The 20,073-nt window shown below is 45.5% G+C and carries 15 protein-coding genes and 1 pseudogene; 11 read left to right on the plus strand and 5 right to left on the minus strand.

Annotated elements, in window-relative coordinates; all coding sequences use genetic code 11:
* Window positions 1–137 precede the first annotated feature (137 nt).
* Window positions 138–563: a bifunctional diaminohydroxyphosphoribosylaminopyrimidine deaminase/5-amino-6-(5-phosphoribosylamino)uracil reductase RibD gene (locus AC6I8Y_RS17230; protein ID WP_394150943.1), complete on the plus strand. Its 426-nt coding sequence runs from the start codon at window positions 138–140 to the stop codon at window positions 561–563.
* A 350-nt stretch (window positions 564–913) separates the two neighbouring features.
* Here the strand turns inward: AC6I8Y_RS17230 and AC6I8Y_RS17235 are convergent, their stop codons facing one another.
* Window positions 914–1,987, minus strand: coding sequence for a beta/alpha barrel domain-containing protein (locus AC6I8Y_RS17235; RefSeq protein WP_498022367.1), 1,074 nt, complete (start codon window positions 1,985–1,987; stop codon window positions 914–916).
* A gap of 314 nt (window positions 1,988–2,301) precedes the next feature.
* Here AC6I8Y_RS17235 and AC6I8Y_RS17240 point away from each other — a divergent pair, with 314 nt between their 5' ends.
* Window positions 2,302–3,513 (plus strand): phosphoribosyltransferase family protein, encoded by a 1,212-nt coding sequence (locus tag AC6I8Y_RS17240; RefSeq protein WP_042471307.1) that lies wholly within the window; start codon window positions 2,302–2,304, stop codon window positions 3,511–3,513.
* Between the two features lie 85 nt (window positions 3,514–3,598).
* Here the strand turns inward: AC6I8Y_RS17240 and phnD are convergent, their stop codons facing one another.
* The 3 genes and pseudogenes from phnD to AC6I8Y_RS17255 all read right to left on the minus strand — a co-directional run bounded on the left by phnD (window position 3,599) and on the right by AC6I8Y_RS17255 (window position 7,961).
* Window positions 3,599–4,522, minus strand: coding sequence for a phosphonate ABC transporter substrate-binding protein (gene phnD, locus AC6I8Y_RS17245; RefSeq protein ID WP_498022369.1), 924 nt, complete (start codon window positions 4,520–4,522; stop codon window positions 3,599–3,601).
* Between the two features lie 143 nt (window positions 4,523–4,665).
* Window positions 4,666–5,599: pseudogene (locus tag AC6I8Y_RS17250) on the minus strand (DUF808 domain-containing protein).
* A 307-nt stretch (window positions 5,600–5,906) separates the two neighbouring features.
* Complete coding sequence (locus AC6I8Y_RS17255) at window positions 5,907–7,961, minus strand: alpha-amylase (RefSeq protein ID WP_498022371.1); 2,055 nt, start codon at window positions 7,959–7,961, stop codon at window positions 5,907–5,909.
* A gap of 206 nt (window positions 7,962–8,167) precedes the next feature.
* On the opposite strand from AC6I8Y_RS17255, the gene AC6I8Y_RS17260 reads away from it, so the two are divergent.
* The 3 genes from AC6I8Y_RS17260 (at window position 8,168) to AC6I8Y_RS17270 (ending at window position 10,685) form a co-directional block, all read left to right on the plus strand.
* On the plus strand, window positions 8,168–8,734 hold the full coding sequence (locus AC6I8Y_RS17260) for a hypothetical protein (RefSeq protein ID WP_252016989.1): 567 nt from the start codon (window positions 8,168–8,170) through the stop codon (window positions 8,732–8,734).
* Window positions 8,735–9,256: 522 nt separating this feature from the next.
* Window positions 9,257–10,210, plus strand: coding sequence for a TerC/Alx family metal homeostasis membrane protein (locus tag AC6I8Y_RS17265; RefSeq protein WP_394150953.1), 954 nt, complete (start codon window positions 9,257–9,259; stop codon window positions 10,208–10,210).
* 283 nt (window positions 10,211–10,493) lie between these two features.
* Window positions 10,494–10,685: a hypothetical protein gene (locus tag AC6I8Y_RS17270; protein WP_042471324.1), complete on the plus strand. Its 192-nt coding sequence runs from the start codon at window positions 10,494–10,496 to the stop codon at window positions 10,683–10,685.
* A 48-nt stretch (window positions 10,686–10,733) separates the two neighbouring features.
* On the opposite strand, the gene AC6I8Y_RS17275 is transcribed toward AC6I8Y_RS17270, so the two are convergent.
* Window positions 10,734–10,907 carry a hypothetical protein gene (locus AC6I8Y_RS17275; RefSeq protein ID WP_394150954.1) on the minus strand — a complete coding sequence of 58 codons (174 nt, stop codon included), beginning with the start codon at window positions 10,905–10,907 and terminating at the stop codon, window positions 10,734–10,736.
* A gap of 220 nt (window positions 10,908–11,127) precedes the next feature.
* On the opposite strand from AC6I8Y_RS17275, the gene pepT reads away from it, so the two are divergent.
* From pepT to AC6I8Y_RS17305, 6 genes are all read left to right on the plus strand, one after another.
* Window positions 11,128–12,351 carry a peptidase T gene (gene pepT, locus AC6I8Y_RS17280; protein WP_498022372.1) on the plus strand — a complete coding sequence of 408 codons (1,224 nt, stop codon included), beginning with the start codon at window positions 11,128–11,130 and terminating at the stop codon, window positions 12,349–12,351.
* A gap of 30 nt (window positions 12,352–12,381) precedes the next feature.
* Window positions 12,382–13,236, plus strand: a complete 855-nt coding sequence (locus tag AC6I8Y_RS17285) for a mechanosensitive ion channel family protein (RefSeq protein ID WP_498022374.1) — start codon at window positions 12,382–12,384, stop codon at window positions 13,234–13,236.
* Between the two features lie 127 nt (window positions 13,237–13,363).
* A complete protein-coding gene (locus AC6I8Y_RS17290; protein ID WP_498022376.1) occupies window positions 13,364–14,497 on the plus strand; it encodes an efflux RND transporter periplasmic adaptor subunit in 1,134 nt (377 codons plus the stop codon).
* Window positions 14,498–14,500: 3 nt separating this feature from the next.
* On the plus strand, window positions 14,501–17,656 hold the full coding sequence (locus tag AC6I8Y_RS17295) for an efflux RND transporter permease subunit (protein WP_234496903.1): 3,156 nt from the start codon (window positions 14,501–14,503) through the stop codon (window positions 17,654–17,656).
* A gap of 316 nt (window positions 17,657–17,972) precedes the next feature.
* Window positions 17,973–18,677 carry a response regulator gene (locus tag AC6I8Y_RS17300; protein ID WP_234496902.1) on the plus strand — a complete coding sequence of 235 codons (705 nt, stop codon included), beginning with the start codon at window positions 17,973–17,975 and terminating at the stop codon, window positions 18,675–18,677.
* 11 nt (window positions 18,678–18,688) lie between these two features.
* Window positions 18,689–19,981, plus strand: coding sequence for an ATP-binding protein (locus AC6I8Y_RS17305; RefSeq protein WP_498022379.1), 1,293 nt, complete (start codon window positions 18,689–18,691; stop codon window positions 19,979–19,981).
* The last annotated feature ends 92 nt before the right edge of the window (window positions 19,982–20,073 follow it).

Genomic DNA, 20,073 nt, shown 5'->3' on the forward strand with positions numbered 1-20,073 from the left:
GTGAAGCTAACAAACGACTATAGCGATAATAGCTTTGTATTTGTGTCTCAGCCAATCTTCTGTTCTAAGCTTCTATCGTTTGCCTTGTAGCAATTATGTCAGCGACTGCACAACAACTTTTTTATACGGATACCCCAATGCCCAAATCCCACATGCTCAAAGCCCTAACACTCTCAAAATCCGCCCTCCCAAACTGTAAACCCAACCCACCAGTCGGTTGCGTCCTCGTCGACGACAATCAAATCGTCTCCGAAGGCTTCACACAACCCATCGGCTACAATCACGCTGAAGTAGAAGCTCTAAACAAATACTCAGGTCCGATGGACAACATCACAGCCTACGTGACGCTTGAGCCATGCTCATTCGTAGGCCGAACACCAGCTTGCGCAGAGACACTCGTTAAGTCCGGGATCAAGAAGGTGGTCGTAGCCATGTTAGACCCCGATCCCCGCAATAGCGGTAAAGGCATAGCAATTCTAAGGGAAGCAGGAGTAGAGGTGGAGGTTGGTTTGTGCAGTGAGCAAGTTAGCGAGTTTCTGACACCCTACCTGGGTAAATCGTAAAGGCATTTTATGTTTAGCTGTATAACCAACACAGAACTCGTTAATTCTATTCTCTTTATTGCTATTGTTATCTACGTCGGCAAAAGTCTTGTTCCAGCGTTTTACACTCGGACCCTCAACAATATTTACTATGAGAACAAGTGGCTTCTGTTTTTCTTCTTAATTCTTTCCGAGTTAGTGCTCGGTGGGGCAGCTATCTATATTGGCTGGCGCATGATTGAAAAATGTGTGATTTCATAAGGAACGCACGGATTTAGAATACGCGTGCTGATAGGGGGACAAAAGCTATTGGCACCATTTCTAGCACCAATAGCCTTCTTTACTCAACTAGCTAAACCTAGCCCAGTCGCTTACTTGTACTCATGGAATTTCTGAGCCAAGTAAGGGTCCCACATTGCAGCAGTCGCACTCATCACCATGTCTGCGCCCATATCTAGACGGCGGTGTAGGTCTTCAGCATTCATCATGCCGCCTACAGAACAGATAACGAAATCATCTTTCCATTTAGTGCGAAGATCGATCAGGTTTTGTGTGACTTCTTCTGCCAAGTTACCAATCGCGTAACCACACGTACCGCTTTGCAGACGACCTTCACCTGGCAGTGCAGCAACGCCTTCTGGAGTGACTACTTGGCGAGGGATGGTGTTGATTGCAGCGAAACCATCAACGAATGGGCGGTTTGCTTCGATAACTTTTTCTAGCTGTTCTGCTGGCATCCAACCTAGTTTGATAAGAAGTGGTGTGTCACCGATAGATTCACGGATTTTCTTAGACACTAGAGCAGAGTTTTCTGGATCAGAGAACAGCGCGCCTTCTTTACTTCCGCCTAGGTTAGGGCAAGAGTAGTTCACTTCGACAACTTTAGCGCCAGCTTCTTTCGCCATTGATGAAACGTAGCCGTAGTCTTCAACAAGGTCGCGCTCTGCAAGACCTGGAGTGCCGTTTACCGAAACAATCATGAGTTGGTTTTTGCCCATCTTACGGTTGCCTTCTTCGATGTCTTTCATCCACACCGATGGCGCTAGAGAAGGTACGCCGAACGAGTTAGTGATAGTGATTTTTTCATCGAGTGATGGGCGAGCACCTGGGTGGATCTCTGTGTTGATGTCGCGGTTGTTGAACTGTTCGTTGGTATCGAGGAAGACACAGTTTGGTGCTGGGTGACAGGTGCGCTCAACACTTCTTACTGTTTTGTATACCGGAATATCGAAACCTAGCTTCGCATAAACATCACACCAGTGGCTGTTTAGTAGAGGACCCGCAGGAACACCAAGCCGAGAGTTAACCTCAAAGTCGAAGATTTTATGAGTCTGTGTTACCGCTGGACGAGTCGGGTATTTGGCATCAAAGAATGGACCATTTTGGTAGTTGTCCTCATAGGTTTTGAGGATGTCATAAAGTTCAAACTGAGTTGGAGTAGTCATCAGAAGCTGTTTCCTGTTTTGCCAAATAAAATTTGGAGGGGATTCTAGCGTTTGCTTTGCTGGCTGAATATAGGGGAGGGGCGATAGATGACGGTATCGCTGCGTAAGATCAATTACTTGACGAAAAAATGACGAAATTAGCGCCTTCGACTAAATGAAATGGTGAAAATAGACGCAATTTTCAGTTGGAAAACGTTTGCTTGATGCTGTTCTCCACCTAATTACGCATAAACTTGCTATTTCCGATGCCATTTTGTGTGGTTTACCACTAGAATACCCGCAACCCACTTCGCTTCTTCTTGATAAGGAATACCATGAGCACTCTGAACGAACAATCTAGTGACGTAGTGATTGTTAGCAACTCATCTGATAACCCATTTGCAATCGATGTCGCCTATGCGATGGGGCAGCATGAAGATATCTCCGATGTCATCAGCATGAAGCACTTTATGAATACCGAGTTTTGCCCACGTTTTATCTCTGATGAGAACGACATGGACAACATTGGTAATAGCCTAGCTGGCAAAACCGTAGTGATTGTCAGCACGGGCAATCTGGTCACTAGCCGTCAAGAGCTTGCAATGCACAACTTGATCATTGCACGTGCGGCGAAAGAAAATGGCGCTAGCCGTGTGACTTTAGTTGAACCTGACCTGTTTTTCTCTGCTCAAGACCGTGGTGCTCGTCCTGAGTTGGGTGATAAGTCGGCGGAGCGTGACGTTGCTGATATCAAGAAGTTTGATGGTCAACCATTCACGGCGATGCTTTATGCACAAATGCTTAAGCTTGCTGGTGTCGATGACGTTATTACAGTACATAACCACTCGGTTTCCGTGCAGAAGATGTTTACTGAAGTGTTCAAAGGGCGTTTCTACAACCTGATTCCTTATGAGATTTACGCGCACTACCTATTGAACTCAAACATTCTAAGCTACGGTCCAGAAGGCGAAGGTCTGGTTCTATGTGCTCCAGACAAAGGCGCTCGTGATTTCGTTAAAGAGATCTACAAGAAGCTGGGCTTAAACAAAGCGAAGTTCATCATGCTGGACAAAGAGCGTACGGCCGAGCGCAAAGTTGAAATCACGCTGCATAAAGAGAGCGAAGATACATTTGAGGGTCTAGAGAACCCAAGTATCGTTCTGTTTGATGATATGGTCCGCACTGGCTCGACAGTAGTTCAATCTTGTCAGTTCCTCCAGCAGCTAAAGCCTGAGCGTATGGTATTTACTGTGTCGCACTTCTACGCGAGCACAGAAGGGCGTGAGCGTATGTCTCACCCTGCACTTGGTGAGATTCTGACGCTGAACACCATGCCAACGATCCTAAACCGTGATGAGCAGGGTCGCCTGCGTAAGAAGATGGTTGTGTTGAAGATTGAGAAGTTCTTGGCGCAAGAGCTTTGTAAAATCCTAAACGTGCCTCAGCGTGCGCTTGAGAAGAACCCATATAAAATCGATATGTCATCTAAGAACCCACGTTTTCAACGCAAAATCTGGTTCTCAGACCAATTGTCAGAGCTGTCATAGACACTCTTAGCAATTCAGATTGAAAAGTAGGCTCAGTAATGAGCCTACTTTTTTTGTGCTTTAGTTAGCTCTGTGCAAGCTTGGTTTAGCGCTGCACAAACTTCGTCGCATACACCAAATCGATGATCGACTGATACTCTTCTATGCTCGTATCGGCAAGGTGTCTTAATCCGCCAGCGGCTTTCGAGAAGCACTCGTTATCTTCTTTATCCAACTTTTTCACGGCAGCAACCAGCTTTTCTTTAAACGCTGGGTCTAAATCATTGCTAACAATCGTAGAACCATTAGCGATAAGTGGAGATTGCCAAATGACGCGGATCTTATCCATGACCTCTGGGTCGTGTTTTGCGTAGCGATGGAGAGCGCCTGCTGAATACCCTATCGATTCATCACCAACCATGCTTGACGCAGAGACTGCTGCATCAAACTGACCATTGATCACGCCAACGATGTTTTGCTCGTGCCCGCCCGAAAAACTGATTGTGTCGAAGAAACCGTTAAAACGGTTGTCCATCGTGCCGCCAATCTGCTGCTGAAGTTGGTTGTTTGGTATCAAGTAGCCGGAGGTAGAGTTTGGGTCTGCAAAAGAGAATACCTTGCCACGTAAATCGTCGATGCTTTGATAAGGGCTGTCAGCTTTTACGATAACAACCGAGTGGTAGCCTCGAGAGTTATCCGTGTTATCGGCAATCAAACCGATGATGTCCACTGCTTCTGGATCATTAAGATGGACTTCGGCAAACGCTTTAGGCGACATGTTGATGACCAAATCGATTTTCTTACCCAGTAAACCTTGTATGACTGAGTTGTAGTCACTTGAGTTTCGGATGTTGGTTTTCACACCAAGTTCCGCTTGCATAAACTCAACCACACATTGGTTGTTGCCAATCTGGGCTTCAGAGTTCTCACCACCTAAAATACCTAGATTGATTGACGCTGGCGCAGATGCGTTTGCACCAAATGCGACCAAACTCGAGATCATCAACCCACCGACCCATTCACTTTTCATTTCAACTTCCTTAATGCCTATCTAGGCTTATTGTTGTTTGAATTGGTATTAAATCAGTTGTGGCTTGTGGTTATCTTACGGGGTCGTGAATAGGTCATTAAGTTTGTATCTAGACGAGTTATACGCCAGTGACATTACGTTGGTCAGGCTGAACCTTTTATCTTGGTGTAAACGTGGTGCAACCCAAAGCAAACAGCACCGAGAACAGCACCGCTAAACAGGTGAATCATGCTAGCACCAATGCTTTCCCAGAATAGGTCAAGGCTTGGAATATGATTGAAGGTATCTGCCTGCGCAGCACTTAAGTGCTCAAGCCAAGGAATCGCGTGGCTAATAATACCGCCACCAACCAAGAACATAGCGATCGTGCCAACGACTGCAAGAGCTTTCATTAACCAAGGTGCAAAGCTTAGAAGGCCGAGCCCTAGTTTCTGCTTTAAGACGCTTTTAGAAGTATTGTTATTGATAAGCCAGAGTCCAGCGTCATCGAGCTTTACGATGATAGCGACTAAGCCGTATACGCCAGCGGTGACTAGTACAGCAACGATACTTAAACTGACAGCCTGCATGGTCAGTGATTGAGCCATCATAGTGCCGAGAGCAATCACCACAATTTCAGCAGAAAGAATAAAATCGGTGCGGATTGCGCCTTTGATTTTTTGTTGTTCGAGTTCGGCAAACTCTTCAGCCGTCATTGATACCGCAGCTTCATTTTTTTACATCAGATGCTTTTTGCCCTCGATGGGTCCACCAATGGTGGATTTTTTCAAACCCTTCAAAGCAAAGAAAAGCACCACCAAGGGTAAGTAGCGGTGTGATGAGCCATGGAATGAATAAACTTATGAGCAAGGCGGCGGGGACCAATATTACCTTGTTGAGGAGAGAGCCTTTAGCGACTGCCCAGACCACGGGAAGCTCTCTTTCGGTTGAAACACCGCTGACTTGCTCAGCATTTACGGCAAGATCATCACCAAGTACACCGGCCGTTTTTTTAACCGCAACCTTCGACATAACGGCGACATCGTCCATGAGTACCGAGATGTCATCAATGAGGGTGAGTAAGCTTGCACCTGCCATAATCATGTTCCTTTTTTGATCGTTACCTATTTAACTAGAACAAATTTGTAAATATCACCACGCTTTACCGCCTGAATATTTTCCTTAGAAGAAAAGGTTTTGCTAGGTTTAGGGACTTAAAACGGAGTACATGTTGTAGTTTGGGATTATGGGGAATAGGTTGCTGTTGAAATCAGTTATAAGTTGACGTGCTCTACGTCGAGAAAGAACGACAAAGTAGGGTACTCATTGAGTGTTTTAGCAAACAAAAAGGCTCCAAGGATGTACCCCGAGGAGCCTTTTTTAATGCTTCTACGTTTCTTTTTCTCTACTTACCAAAGTAAGCAACGATGACTTTATCTTGGTCTAGCTCTCTAGAGAAAACATAGGCGTTATCGTTATCGATGACCTTGTGCTCACCCGCCCCAACTGCTGGGTGACGGTCACGGAACTGACCAAGAGTCTGCCAGTGTTTTAACAGTGCTTGCTTGTCTTTGTTAAGCTCCCAGACCATATCTGAGCGAGTGCCTTGGTGGAAGTCATCGGCGTAGGGTCCTATGTTTCGACCCACTTCATCACCATAGTAGACTTGAACGGCACCAGGACTAAGCAGTAGCGCGTTCGCGGCGTTTTGCTGCATGGTGTAATCTTTGAATCGACTGAAGAACAGCTCGGTATCGTGCGATGACATGTAGCTTACTGGGTTGAAGTCTTTTGATTCTTGAATCGAGTTGGCATAGTTCTGATATGTCTCTGCCATTTGGCTAAAACACGCGGCGCCTTTATCTAGTTTCTTCTGCATATCAAAGTTGATCAATGCGTCAAAACCATCATCAAAATAAGGCGTGCGGTGAGCACTATGTCCCCATACTTCGCCCATCATCCAAAATGGTTGGCCTTGCTTGCCGTTTTCTTCGCGCCACTGTTCAAGGCTGGTCGTCGCTTCTGCTTTTAAGCGTTGCCAAACATCACCTTCAACGTGTTTAACGGTATCAACGCGATAGCCATCGATACCAAAGCGCTTGACCCAATCGGTCTGCCATTCAATAAGATAATCAGCAACGGTCTGATTCTCTCTCGCTTTTACGCGCGTACCAGGGTTTTCTAGAAGCCATTTAGGCGGCGTCACCGCCTTGGTGGATTCGGTTCTAAAATCAGGTAGCCCAGCAAGTGAAAGCGTAATAGCACTTGAACCCGGTTGTTCATAGCCAGGTAAGCCTGTGCGCACCCAATCTGGTCCCCACCAGTGCGTCCATTCATCACTTTGATAGTCGATATTAGAATGGTAGCTATGCCAGTTTTCTGATGATTTGGGTTGCCAAGCGGCGATGTTTTCTGGCAGCTGGTGCTCTGGCTTAAGTACGTTTAGTTCATCAAATTTAATGTCTGCAAGCGTGGAGTAGCCAGGGTGGTTAACCACGGCATCTAGCAGGACCTTAATGCCGCGCTTGTGTGCCTCATCCACTAAACGCTTTAGATCCTCATCGTTACCGAAGCTTTCATCAATTTTGGTAAAGTCGCGTGTCCAGTAGCCGTGGTAGCCGTAAAATGGGAAAGAGCCGCTATCACCGCCGCCAACAAAACCATGAACCTGTTCAACAATTGGCGAGAGCCAGATGACATTGGTCCCTAGTGCTTTAATGTAATCGAGCTTCTCAGTGATACCATTGAGATCCCCACCATGGAACGTACCGATGTTATCCTTGCCATCAGATTGGCGACCATACGGTTGCGGCGCACCAGGATTCGAGTTGTTGAACCTATCAACCATGACAAAATAGATGTTGGCATTGCGATAGTTAAGCGCATTTGATTTTGGAGTGGCTTCAACGGGTTCTAGCAAAGTTAAGCCACCAGATGCTTGGTTAGGTTTCACCGTAACCTTGCCTGACTTAACGGTCACAATGTCATTGGTAAATACATCGCGCAATTGCGTGCCATCAGGGTAACTGTCTCCAACCGCAATAACTTGAGGCTCGCTTGGAAGAGTTTCACACTGAACATTTGGAATTGGTCGCTTGAACTCTTTTTTAGCGACTTTTTTAGGTTGTCGTTTAAAAACTAAAGAATGATCTTCTGCACTGTAGGTAAACGAGTAATCTCCGGTAAAACGTATATTTAGTGGCAACACAGAGTCGCTACCACAGAGCAGCGGAATAGGGGTGTTAAACTTCACTTTGTTCGGTAACTCATTAGTACAGTCACCGTCAATGCCAGAGATTTTAAGCTGGTATTTGTCTTTAGTCAGAGGAATAACTAGTGGTTCGTCGGCAACAATAGGATAGTCACGGCTTGTCGTCGACGTTGAAACCGTAAGATACGGTGATGCGAATAGTGCTGGCGAAGCAAATAGCATGCAGGCAAGTAGGGTCTTTTGTCTCATGTTCATTCCATTTATTTTAGTTTTCCAACGCTAATATAAATTGAGTGAATCATCGCCACATCCTTCCGAATGACTACGCCTCATAATTTGCAGTTGCTCACAAAATCGCCTCAGGGGATGAGAGTGAGGGGAGGAGGGGAGTTGTTAGATAAATTGATAGGCTGTCTTTGACCGTTTTTCTTCGTCATGTTATTTGAGAGAGTGCAATGAATAGAACGCTGCTTCTTTTGCTTTTGTTGTATGGCAATGCCTCGCTTGCGAGCGAGCAATGGGTGACCCAGTTTGTCTCCGGTGTTCTCGATATCAGCACAAAACAGCAAGTACAAGCCCTGTCGGAGACCTACGACTGTGGTGAAACCGAGGGCGTCGAATACTGCAGCTTCGAACAGGTTTACCGTGGTATCCAACTTGATGTGGTTATTTACGTAGAGCCCGACGACTTAGTGAGCAAAATTACCTACACATTTCCATTCAATGTACATAACTACACGCATGTACAAACGTCGCTTCGCAAAGACAGTTATCATCTCATTAAAGCCAGTGTTGGCGGGGAAAGCGTGACTGTTGAAGAATTGCTCAATCAGGGCACAGCTCAAACTGCGGATAAGAAACTGATTGAATTTTTGAACTTATATCCCATTTCCACGTCCAAATTATTTACCTGGGTCAGGAAAAATGAGATTCAGAATACGTTAGCAACAGAAACGCTATTGATGACCAGCGACACAGAGAGCATTCAACTTATTTGGAATCGTGAGTCGAACGCCAACTAGAGGCAAACAACGACTTCCTTCACTGTGTCACACAATGGTCTTACGGTTGTCATTTCACTGTTACATTCGATGAGTAACGTGGATTGCGTAAAGTTTAGAAGGAGTTAACCATGAAAAAAATGAGACGTGCCCAACTTCATCGTTGTCGTATTCAGTACTGGAAAGAAACAAACCAGAAAACAACGACTAAAGTTAAAGCATAATCAATACTTTACATACCAAGACGTGAAGCCAGCATCCTACATTATGCTGGTTTTTTCGTTTTTGGGATCTTTTTAATAGACACCACTAATTTATAGTCATAGAATTCACCCGTTTTGGGGAGTAGTCACCCGTTTATTTGTCGTCATCTCGTTAAGTTATTGCTCTATATAGCAAGCAACTTATCCGGCAAATAAGAGCGCTCTAACGTGCTTTGACGAGACCAACGCAATCATAGAATCAGTGTATCTAGTGCACTGGTATTTTATTGGTTTGCGGAAGGTCGACCCAAGATCCCTCGTCCTTCCGTCTGGAGGACTTATGAGCCCATCAATCTATCTTGGTTTCCTGTTATTGACGCTTACGTTGGTGGCACTGGATATTTATCAAACTCGCGGCGGACAAATCACGATTCGAAAAGCAGCTATTTGGAGCGGTTTTTGGTTTGTGTTGGCATTTGTTTTTGCAGCGACTATCTATTTCTTTTGGGACTTTTATGCGCCGGACAGTGATTACACGGCTAAAAAGGCGACCGTATCCTTCTTAACTGGTTACCTATTAGAAAAGTCGCTGAGTGTCGACAATCTATTTGTGTTTGCAATTATCTTCCATCAGTACACAGTACCTCAGCATTTGCGCCCACGTGCGTTGCTTTGGGGTGTAATTGGCGCGCTAGTGTTAAGAGCAATCATGATCAGTGTAGGGGCTCAGCTGTTGTCTCAGTTCCACTGGGTGATGTATCTGTTTGCGGCGTTTTTGATTTGGACCGGTATTCAATTAGCTCGTGATCATGGTGAGGATGAAATTAATCCATTGCCAGAGCGTTTAATTAGACGTTTATTGCCAGTGACGGAGTCATACCATGGCAACAAACTATCGATTATTGAAAACGGCAAGCGCGTGTTTACGCCGATGTTGGTCGTCATTGGTGTCATCGCGTTTATGGATATCTTGTTTGCGTTAGACTCAATTCCGGCGATATTTGCGGTGACCAGAGAGCCTTTCTTAGTATTGGCAGCTAACGTATTCGCGTTATTGGGGCTAAGGTCGCTCTACTTTGTGTTAGAGGGAATGATGAATCGCTTCGTGTACCTTAAGCCAGCTCTGTCGTTCATCATGATATTCATTGGTATCAAGATGGCGTTGGTTGGATCGGCTTGGGAAATCCCAACTTGGATCTCTCTGTGCGTCATTATGACGACGATGACAGTAGCGACACTCGCTTCTATCTATAAAGAAAAACAGCTTCCTGAAGTCGTCAATAAGAATAGCTAACGCTAATTGCGAAAAACCTCTCATTTAACGGGAGGTTTTTCTTTATCATTCTGGTAACAATTTGTGCGACTTAATAAGGCCAATGCGTAATAATTCGGCAGTATTGATTTTTTATGAATAAATAGTCGCCATGTTCGCATATGTCATACAAGTGTTTGTTAATAATCTGTTTTATTAGAATAACTAATCCGAATATCCAAAATTTGTCATTTTTTAAACAACGTTTTTTTGCCTAATATTGCCATCAACAACAACGAGTTACCCAGTTTTAAGAGAGGCAATCATGGCACAAGCAATGAACATCGAAACCATCGCTATCGCACCCTCTATGGATAAGAAAACCTACGCGGTTAACTTCAAAGGATTGATTGCACACTTCCTAGATATTTTGTTCGGTAAAGGTGATGTAGAACCAACTTACCACGCAAATGAGCTATCTAGCCATATGCAGCGTGATATCGGTCTTTATCGATAATATCGCGAGAGAAAAAGCACCGTAGGGTGCTTTTTTTGTATCTGTAGCCTAACGACAAGGCGTATGAGCGCCTAAGCCGCCTTGCTTTTGCATCTGTTTAACCAGTGCGATTCGCTCTAGCTCTTTTGGACAAGCTTTACTCTGACGTTTTGTTTGCGTTTGTCGCGCAATTGGTGTCGATAGAAAATGTGGATGGTTCATCGTATCTGCTCTCATCGTCATAGAACTGTCACTTATTATTCCAGTTAGATATATAACTCACATCCCCCCTCTAACGCTGAACCTAGGGCGTAGGTCGTTAGGCGTATATTTGTTTGTAAATGAGTATATTAAGTTAAGAAAATTACCTTCAAATCAGATAAACCTGATTCATCGCAATTTCCCTCGGGGCTTAATCCGTATGATGAGTTTAGAGATTCCCCCCAAAGCTATAGGTGAAAATATGACAAGTCTTCTCGACAGGTTTCTTCAATATGTCACGTTTGACACGCAATCCAACCCGTCGCAAGAGTGCTGCCCGAGTACTCCAGGACAGATAGATTTTGCTCGTTTTCTTGAGCAAGAGTTGAACTCACTGGGATTATCAAACGTTTCTTTAGATGCTAATGGCTATCTGATGGCAACCCTTCCATCGAATATCCAAGAGCAAGTGCCTGCGATCGGCTTTATTGCCCACATGGACACGGCACCTGATGCGTCAGGCAAAAACGTGAAACCACAGCTGGTTGAAAACTACCAAGGTGGTGACATTGCGCTTGGCAAAGGTGATGAAGTCTTATCACCTATTCAATACCCAGACCTTCACGATTTGCACGGTCACGACATCATTACGACAGACGGTACAACTCTACTTGGTGCTGACAACAAAGCTGGTATTGCAGAGATCATCTCAGCGGTCGAGTATCTGCTTCAGCATCCTGAGATCCCTCACGGAGACATTAAAATTGGCTTTACACCCGACGAAGAAATTGGTCGCGGTGCCGATCTATTTGACGTAGCGAAATTCGGCGCAGAGTGGGCGTATACGGTAGACGGTGGTCCTGTAGGCGAGCTTGAATATGAAAACTTTAATGCCGCAGCCGCTGTGGTTGAGTTTCTTGGCGTGAGCGTTCATCCAGGCACCGCAAAGGGTAAAATGGTTAATGCGATGACGGCAGCGTCAAGATTCCATGCTGATATGCCGGCAGCAGAAACGCCAGAGTGCACATCTGGTTATGAAGGCTTCTATCATTTAAGCAATGCAGAGATGTCTGTCACTAAGTCGACGTTGAATTACATTATTCGTGATATTGATAGTGAAGAGCTAGAAAGACGTAAAGCCTACCTAGAAGATAAGGTAGCAGCGTTTAATGCTCATGGTGACAAAGTGTCGCTAACGATCACTGACAACTACTCGAACATGCGTGAGAAGGTGGAGCCTCACCCACATATTATCGAGATTGCTAAGTCTGCAATGGAAGCGTGTGAGGTTAAACCAAACATCAAACCAATTCGCGGTGGCACGGACGGGGCTCGACTTTCGTTTATGGGTTTACCATGTCCAAATGTGTTCACTGGTGGCTACAATTTCCATGGCATTCATGAGTTTATTACTGTTCAAGGGATGGAATTGGCTGTGAATGTGATAGTGCAAATTGCGAAAGACACAGCGATTCGTTATCGTTAGGAGACATTCATAATGCAGTAGTAGGCGACCATGGAAGACGTTCAGAAAATCATTACATTTTTGGCAGAAAACAAACTGCTGTTGAGCGTCTTGGTTGTCACTCTCATACTCGTCATACGCCGCATAACCCTGTCAGGAATACGGGGAGATGTGGCGTTTTTGTCTGAGGACCAACGTAAATGGATGTCGCGCACTAAAAATGGCTCGTTTGCCATTATCGTAGTGACCTTGTTCTTGGTCTGGAAGTCAGAAATTAGTGAGTTTGCGCTCTCAGTGACGGCGATTGCTGTGGCTATTGTGGTGGCTTCCAAAGAAATTATCCTGTGTTTCACGGGATCGATTCAACGTGCCAGTTCTCGGTCATTTCGTATCGGCGACTGGATTGAAGTTGGCAAGACGAGTGGGGAAGTCATCGAACACAATCTGATGGCAACCGTGATTCAAGAGATCGATCTTTATCATGGTCAATACCATTTCACAGGAAAAACCATAACTCTACCTAACAGCATGTTTTTTACCTATCCGGTAAAGAATCTTAACTTTATGAAGCGCTATGTCTACCATGGCTTTTCTATCATTGTTCCTGGATTTAAAAACCTATTCCCATTGCTCCCTGAACTGACGGCTAAAATAGAGCACCATAGCGAGAGCTTTATCGATGTTGCTAGGCGTTATAACGGCGTCATAGAAAAACATGCAGGTGTAGACCTACCGGGCTCTGAGCCACATATTCATATCTCAAGTGGCGCGACGGGCGAGCAAATCGTCCATGTCATGATTTTTTGCCCAACAGAACTCGCCACGCACCTAGAACAAAAAATTCGTTCTGATTTTATGACATTACATGATCTCGCATTCCCACAGGAAAGTGAAAAAGCGTTGTAAAAACAGATTGTTGTATTTTGAAACACTTTTATGGTAACTATTAATACTTCTCGGACATTCATCGGACTTGTGATTTGTTAGTCTGCCAAAGCTTGTTCCAATTTCAGAAGATAAATAGGGTGTTTCAATGCCTAGAAAAATACTAGTTGCTAGTGTTATCTCTGCACTGTTCTTAGCAGGTTGCGGTGAATCAACAACAGCGACGCAAAACGCGCCAGCACCTCTTGTGCAGACTACTGCCGTAGAGGTCGTCCCACATCAACAAAGCAAGTCTTACATTGGACGTATGGACGCGGTAGAAGATACTGCCATTACCGCTCAGGTAACGGGCTACTTGATGGAACGTCATTTCCAAGAAGGTCAAATTGTCGAAAAAGGTCAAGAGTTATATACCATTGAACCTTCTTCTTTCGAAGCTCAGGTAGCTAGCGCGAAAGCGATGTTCTCCGAAGCTGAGGCAGCTCTTAAAAAAGCAGAGCTTGATTTTGAGCGTGGCAAAAACCTCGTTAAATCCAACAATATTTCTCAAGCTGAGTTCGATGCATTAACGGCAACGTTAATGAGTGCTCGAGCGCAACTTGAAGCCGGTAAAGCTCAGCTAAAAGTGGCTGAAGTGAACCTTTCTTATACCACCATTCGTGCACCGTTCACGGGTCGTATTTCCGACAGTAAAGTCAGTACTGGTGATCTGCTTTCTCCTTCATCAGGCGTGTTGACGACGCTGGTGAGTATGGATCCTATCTATGCCTCATTCAGTATCAGTGAGCGTGAGCGTCTAGCGCTGGGTATGGATGCCATCGAAGGTGACGGCTCTGACGAGTCTAACGGTGTTGCGGTGAATATTATCCTAGAAGATGGTCGTGTGTTTGATCAGCAAGGCAAGATCGACTTCTTGGGTAACCGTATCAACCTAAACACGGGTACATTGGCGATGCGTGCCATTGTTGAAAACCCAGAGCAGCGCCTACTTCCGGGTCAGCACGTTCGTGTTGAATTGATGGAAAAAGAAGCGATTGATGTAGTAACAGTACCACGCCGTGCGGTTCAGACCGACCTTGAAGGCGATTTCGTTATGGTTGTAACGGAAGGTAACGTTGCTGAGCGTCGCAATGTTGTACTTGGTACTCAAGTTGAAACTGGCATCATCATCCAATCAGGACTGAAACCGACTGATGTTGTCATCACTCAAGGCTTACAGCGTGTAAGGAATGGCGTGCCTGTTCGAATCGATGAATCGAAGCCAGCAGATCAAGGTGCGTAATAGATGCTAAGTCGTTTCTTTATTCAAAGGCCAAAGTTTGCTTTGGTCATTTCAATCATACTCACGCTAGCAGGTGCCATCTCTTTGATGGTGTTGCCTGTTGCTGAGTATCCAAAAATCAGTCCGCCATCGGTCAGTGTCACAGCATTCTACACAGGTGCAAGTGCAGAGGTAGTAGAGGAGGCGATAGCCGATCCGATAGAAACCTCGGTGAACGGTGTTGAAGATATGATTTACATGTCTTCAAAGAGTGCAAACGATGGTTCCTATAACCTCAATGTGACGTTTGACATCGGTACCGACCCTGATATGGCTCAGGTTAACGTACAGAACCGAGTGTCGCAGATTGAATCGAAACTGCCTCAAGAAGTTCGTATGGTTGGTGTCACGGTGAAAAAACGTTCTCCTGACCTACTGATGGTATTGAACTTCTACTCGCCAGACGGTCGTTATGATGACAAGTTCCTGATTAACTACATCAACCTGAACGTTAAGGACCAGCTTGCACGCGTTAAGGGCATCAGTGAAGTTAACGTAATCGGTGGTGGTGAGTATGCAATGCGTGTTTGGCTAGACCCAGACAAGCTTGCCAACCTAAAGATGACTACCTCTGACGTTTATGCAGCGCTGGCTGAACAAAACGTGCAGGTCGCAGCAGGTCGAGTGGGTGCAGCGCCTTACGCTAACCCGCAAGAAGTGCAGTTCAACCTAGTAACTAAAGGTCGTCTAGAGTCGATTGGTGAATTTGAGAACGTCGTTCTGCGTGCAAACCCAGATGGCTCAACGGTTTACCTGAAAGACGTCGCTCGTGTGGAACTTGGTAAGAAGTTCTACGATGGTAGTGGTCAGTTCCGCGGTGAAGACGCTTCTATCGTGGCGCTAAACCTTCAATCGGATGCAAACGCACTAGAAAGTGGCAAGGCGGTGATGGACCTTCTTGAGCGCTTGAGTGTGAACTTCCCTGAGGGTATGGCTTATGAGACCAGTTACGATACGACCGTGTTTGTTGCTGAGTCCATCAAAGGGGTAGTTAAGACTCTAATCGAAGCGATCATTCTGGTTATTGCGGTAACCTACCTGTTCCTTGGTAGTGCGCGTGCAACACTTATTCCAGTTGTTGCGATTCCAGTATCGCTTATCGGTACCTTTGCTGTGATGAACATGACCGGCTTTACTGTAAACACGGTGACGCTGTTTGGTATCATCCTAGCAATTGGTATCGTGGTGGATGATGCGATTCTTGTTATCGAGAACGTTGATACCATCATGAAACGCAATCCAGATATGTCACCTAGAAAAGCGACTCTGATCGCGATGAAAGAGGTGACGGGGCCAATCATTACCTCGACGTTGGTACTACTTGCGGTATTCATTCCGGTAACGCTGTTGCCAGGTATTACCGGCATTATGTATCGTCAGTTTGCCCTGACTATCTGTATTTCGGTAGTTATCTCTTCGATCAACGCTCTAACGCTGTCGCCAGCACTCTGTTCGTTGGTACTGAAGAAGGGTGGTGGCAATACGGCTCGCTGGTTCCAAACGTTTAACCGCGCACTAGAGCGTATTACATTGCGTTACGGTCAAGTTGCTGGTTTCCTAGTGAAGAAGGCAGTATTGCTGGTTACCTTCTTTATTATTGCGGTTGGCGCAGTAACCTTCCTTGCGAAAAACACTTCCACGGCGTTTGTACCGCAGGAAGATAAAGGTATCTTGTTGGTTAACGTTCAGCTACCAGATTCAGCCTCTTTGTCTCGTACTACCGAAACAACCGATAAGTTGGTTAACTTGGTTGAGCAAGAGCCTGGTATCGATGGTATCACTGTGGCGAACGGCTATGCGTTTATGACTGGCGCGGCAGCATCGAATGGTGCATCGCTGTTCATCAAATTGAAAGACTGGGATACCCGTAATGGTTTTGAAGGGGATCACTCTTCGAACGCTATTGCAGCGCGTATTAACGGTATGGCTGCTCAGCAAATTCCGGGTGCGGTTGTGTTTGCAATGGGTCCTCCTGCAGTTCCTGGTATGGGTGCGGCGTCTGGTTTTGAATTTGTGTTGGAAGATACACTGGGTCGAAGCCGAACGGATCTCGCGATGGTAATGCAGGATGTGATTCAAACTGCGAACCAACAACCAGAGATCGCTTATACCTTTAGTACTTTCCGTGCCAATGTTCCGCACTATTATGTGGACATTGACCGTGAGAAAGCACAGCAACTGGGTATCCCATTATCGTCGATATTCCAAACGCTACAGGGTAACTTAGGTTCGTTGTACGTGAATGACTTCACCATGTTTGGTAAGAACTTCCGCGTGACGATGCAAGCCGATGCTGAATACCGTAGTGGTATGGACGATCTTCAGCTGTTCCACGTTCGCTCATCTAAAGGTGAGATGATCCCGCTAAGCACGCTAGTGTCTTACGAGCAGGTCTTTGAACCAGATGTAGCGTGGCGTTACAACATGTACCGCAGTGCGGTAATCCAAGGTCAACCAGCACCGGGTTACTCAAGTGGTGATGCGATCGCGGCAATGGAACGCGTTGCTGCAGAAGTACTGCCAATGGGTTACCAGTACGAATGGACAGGTATGGCTTATCAAGAAATCCTAGCAGGTAACCAAGCAATCTATGCGTTTGCGCTTGCTCTGATCTTTATCTACCTATTCATGGTTGCTCAGTATGAGAGTTGGGGTATCCCACTTGCCATCATACTTGTGGTACCGGTGGCGACACTTGGCTCGTTCATAGCATTGAACCTAGCGGGCATTCCGTTGAACTTATACGCTCAGATAGGTCTGGTCCTACTCATAGCGATGGCGGCGAAGAACGCGATTCTTATCGTGGAGTTCGCCAAAATTGAACGTGAAGAGAAAGATGTTCCAGTTGATGATGCGGCAGTGCGCGGTGGTATGTTGCGTTTCCGTGCGGTAAACATGACCTCTTGGTCGTTTATCCTAGGCATGATTCCACTGATCTTTGCATCGGGTGCAGGTCACATCAGTCAAAACTCACTAGGTATCTCCCTAGTTGGTGGTCTATTGTGTGTGCTATTGGCAGGTACGTTCCTTATCCCTGGCTTCTATGCGCTTATCCAGCATCGCCGTGAAAAGATCCATGGTGGAAACACTAAACTGGTGCCACTAGAAGACGATGAGTAATTAACATAGAACTCATTAAAAAGCCCCTCCTTTGAGGGGCTTTTTGTTTTGTAATCGACTGTCAAGGTATCCTGACAATTCTCTACATTATCAACAGAATCAGTTAATCAAGCCTTTTTAACCATCATCGTTGATTGAACGATTAATAGCCAGTTTTTAAGTGACTGTAAAATAAAGCTAATCTCTTGTTTGTTAGTGATTTGTAACGGGATTCTCAATAAGAATACACCTACAAAACTAGAATAACTGAGGTTTGTAGTATTCTGTAAATTTATGTATCTTTGCGGCAAATTCGATAGATGTAGTGGATTGAACGATGGTAAATCAAAAACTGTTAATCGTAGAAGATGATGAAAAGCTAAACGCGATGCTTGGTGACTACTTTAAAACGCAAGGTTTTGAAGTAAAAACAGTTCATGAAGGAAACGAGTCAGTGGAACTGATTGAATCGTTTCAACCAGACGTAACAATCCTCGATTTAATGCTCCCAGGCCAAGACGGTCTATCGATCTGCCGCGAAGTGCGTGACAGCTACAACGGTAAAATCTTGATGCTTACCGCGAGCGATGACGATTTTGACCACGTTGCCGCATTGGAGACCGGGGCAGATGATTTTGTCTCTAAACCTATTAAACCACGAGTATTGCTCGCTAGAGTAAGAAACTTACTTCGTCGCCCAACGGACGAAGGCCTAGCCGCTGAGTCGAATACGATTCAAATCGGTCGCTTAAAGATTTGCCAAAGTAGCCGCAGTTGTCATCTCGCGGAGAGCGCAGTCTCGCTTACGGATAGTGAGTTTGATTTGCTGTGGCTATTGGCCAAATCTGCTGGAGACGTGCTATCGCGTGATTACCTTACACGCCAGCTGCGCGGTATCGACTACGATGGCATCGACCGTACTATTGATAACCGTATTGTGACGCTCCGTAAAAAGTTATTTGACGACGCGACCAACCCGAAAGGCATTATTACAGTGCGTGGCAAAGGCTATTTGTTCGTTGCTGACGGCTGGAAAGCGTAAGGTTAGTTACTGTGTGGCGCCTGTTTCTTGAGTCACTCATTGGTCTTATCTTGCTGTTCGCAGCGAGTATTTTTGGCTATGAGTACGTTATTTACGGTAAAACTGACGTTGATCTGGTGGATGCTAACTTAAGAGTTGAAGCGTTCCGAGACATCATGAATCATGTCTCAACCAATGAGAGCGACGAAAAAGCGATTGAACTGCTCACTTCTTTTGCTGAAAAGACCCACCGACTTCTCGATGCCCATTCTGTAGAGCAACTTCCTGAAGAAGTTGCAGAGCACTTTAATCAAAATCCAGGCGTACATTTCCTGCTCGATGACGATGACCATCTATGGCTCAAGTTTGATAACAATCCAAACTACTTCCATATGTCTGATGATCCAGACTCAGAGCTATTAAAAGCCATCGAGTTTGCTAATGATTCTGTGTGGTTATTCTTCCTTGCGGGATTCGTGGCATTTAGCTTTGTGCTTATCTGGTTTTTAAGCCGTCGATTGCGGGTTTTAGAGAAGACTGCCATCGAATTTGCGAGTGGAAACTTTGAGGCTAGAGCATCGGAAAAGCAGTGGGTGAGGCTAGGTCGACTTAATCGAACCTTTAATCGTATGGCGACAAAAATCGCTAATCTCATGGTGAGTAACAAGGCGCTAACGAATGCCGTTGCTCATGAGCTGCGCACACCGATTTTTCGAATTCAGTGGCAAAGCGAGGTGTTGATGGAGCAAATCACCGACCCTGATGCGAAAAAACAACTCGCAAGTATCATTGAAGATACGGAAGAGATGGAACATCTGGTTGATGAGCTCTTGTACTATGCACGAGTAGAGCGACCAGACGCAGCTTTGGATGTCGAAAGTATCGATATTGCCGCTTGGTTACTTGAGCATCAAGACAAATGGCAAAATCAACTTGGTCAGAGTTTTGAGTTACAGGTCGATGCGCAAGACATCATAGTCGATATGGACAGATTCCTCGTCTGTCGCGCGTTGGTGAATCTGATTAGTAATGCTAAGCGTTACAAACAGAACAAGATCCTTGTAAAACTCACTGAAGATGATGATCAAGTCGCGATTGAAGTGCATGATGACGGCATTGGTGTTGACCCAGAGCACTGGGAGCGTTTGTTTGACCCATTCTATCGCGTCGACAAAGCACGAGATCGCGCTTCAGGTGGTTATGGGCTTGGCCTTGCTATCGTTAAGCATATTATGCTTCGTCACAGTGGCGATGTAGAAGTCAGCCACAGTGAGTTAGGCGGTGCTTGCTTCACACTAGTTCTGCCTAAAGAGGCATCGAACTAGGCGCATAGTTTGCGCTCTCATTCACCTCAATGTTTGACCAACCTCTAGCATGTTTGCAGACGTCACCACGCGTCCAGTGATATACTGCATGC

The organism is Vibrio sp. KUL78, assembly GCF_059725505.1.

Excerpts from the sequence above, each read along its gene's own strand:
- AC6I8Y_RS17230 (WP_394150943.1), top strand. The coding sequence starts at position 138 with ATGCCCAAATCCCACATGCTCAAAGCCCTAACACTCTCAAAATCCGCC.
- AC6I8Y_RS17235 (WP_498022367.1), bottom strand. The coding sequence starts at position 1,987 with ATGACTACTCCAACTCAGTTTGAACTTTATGACATCCTCAAAACCTAT.
- AC6I8Y_RS17240 (WP_042471307.1), top strand. The coding sequence starts at position 2,302 with ATGAGCACTCTGAACGAACAATCTAGTGACGTAGTGATTGTTAGCAAC.
- phnD (WP_498022369.1), bottom strand. The coding sequence starts at position 4,522 with ATGAAAAGTGAATGGGTCGGTGGGTTGATGATCTCGAGTTTGGTCGCA.
- AC6I8Y_RS17255 (WP_498022371.1), bottom strand. The coding sequence starts at position 7,961 with ATGAGACAAAAGACCCTACTTGCCTGCATGCTATTTGCTTCGCCAGCA.
- AC6I8Y_RS17260 (WP_252016989.1), top strand. The coding sequence starts at position 8,168 with ATGAATAGAACGCTGCTTCTTTTGCTTTTGTTGTATGGCAATGCCTCG.
- AC6I8Y_RS17265 (WP_394150953.1), top strand. The coding sequence starts at position 9,257 with ATGAGCCCATCAATCTATCTTGGTTTCCTGTTATTGACGCTTACGTTG.
- AC6I8Y_RS17270 (WP_042471324.1), top strand. The coding sequence starts at position 10,494 with ATGGCACAAGCAATGAACATCGAAACCATCGCTATCGCACCCTCTATG.
- AC6I8Y_RS17275 (WP_394150954.1), bottom strand. The coding sequence starts at position 10,907 with ATGACGATGAGAGCAGATACGATGAACCATCCACATTTTCTATCGACA.
- pepT (WP_498022372.1), top strand. The coding sequence starts at position 11,128 with ATGACAAGTCTTCTCGACAGGTTTCTTCAATATGTCACGTTTGACACG.
- AC6I8Y_RS17285 (WP_498022374.1), top strand. The coding sequence starts at position 12,382 with ATGGAAGACGTTCAGAAAATCATTACATTTTTGGCAGAAAACAAACTG.
- AC6I8Y_RS17290 (WP_498022376.1), top strand. The coding sequence starts at position 13,364 with ATGCCTAGAAAAATACTAGTTGCTAGTGTTATCTCTGCACTGTTCTTA.
- AC6I8Y_RS17295 (WP_234496903.1), top strand. The coding sequence starts at position 14,501 with ATGCTAAGTCGTTTCTTTATTCAAAGGCCAAAGTTTGCTTTGGTCATT.
- AC6I8Y_RS17300 (WP_234496902.1), top strand. The coding sequence starts at position 17,973 with ATGGTAAATCAAAAACTGTTAATCGTAGAAGATGATGAAAAGCTAAAC.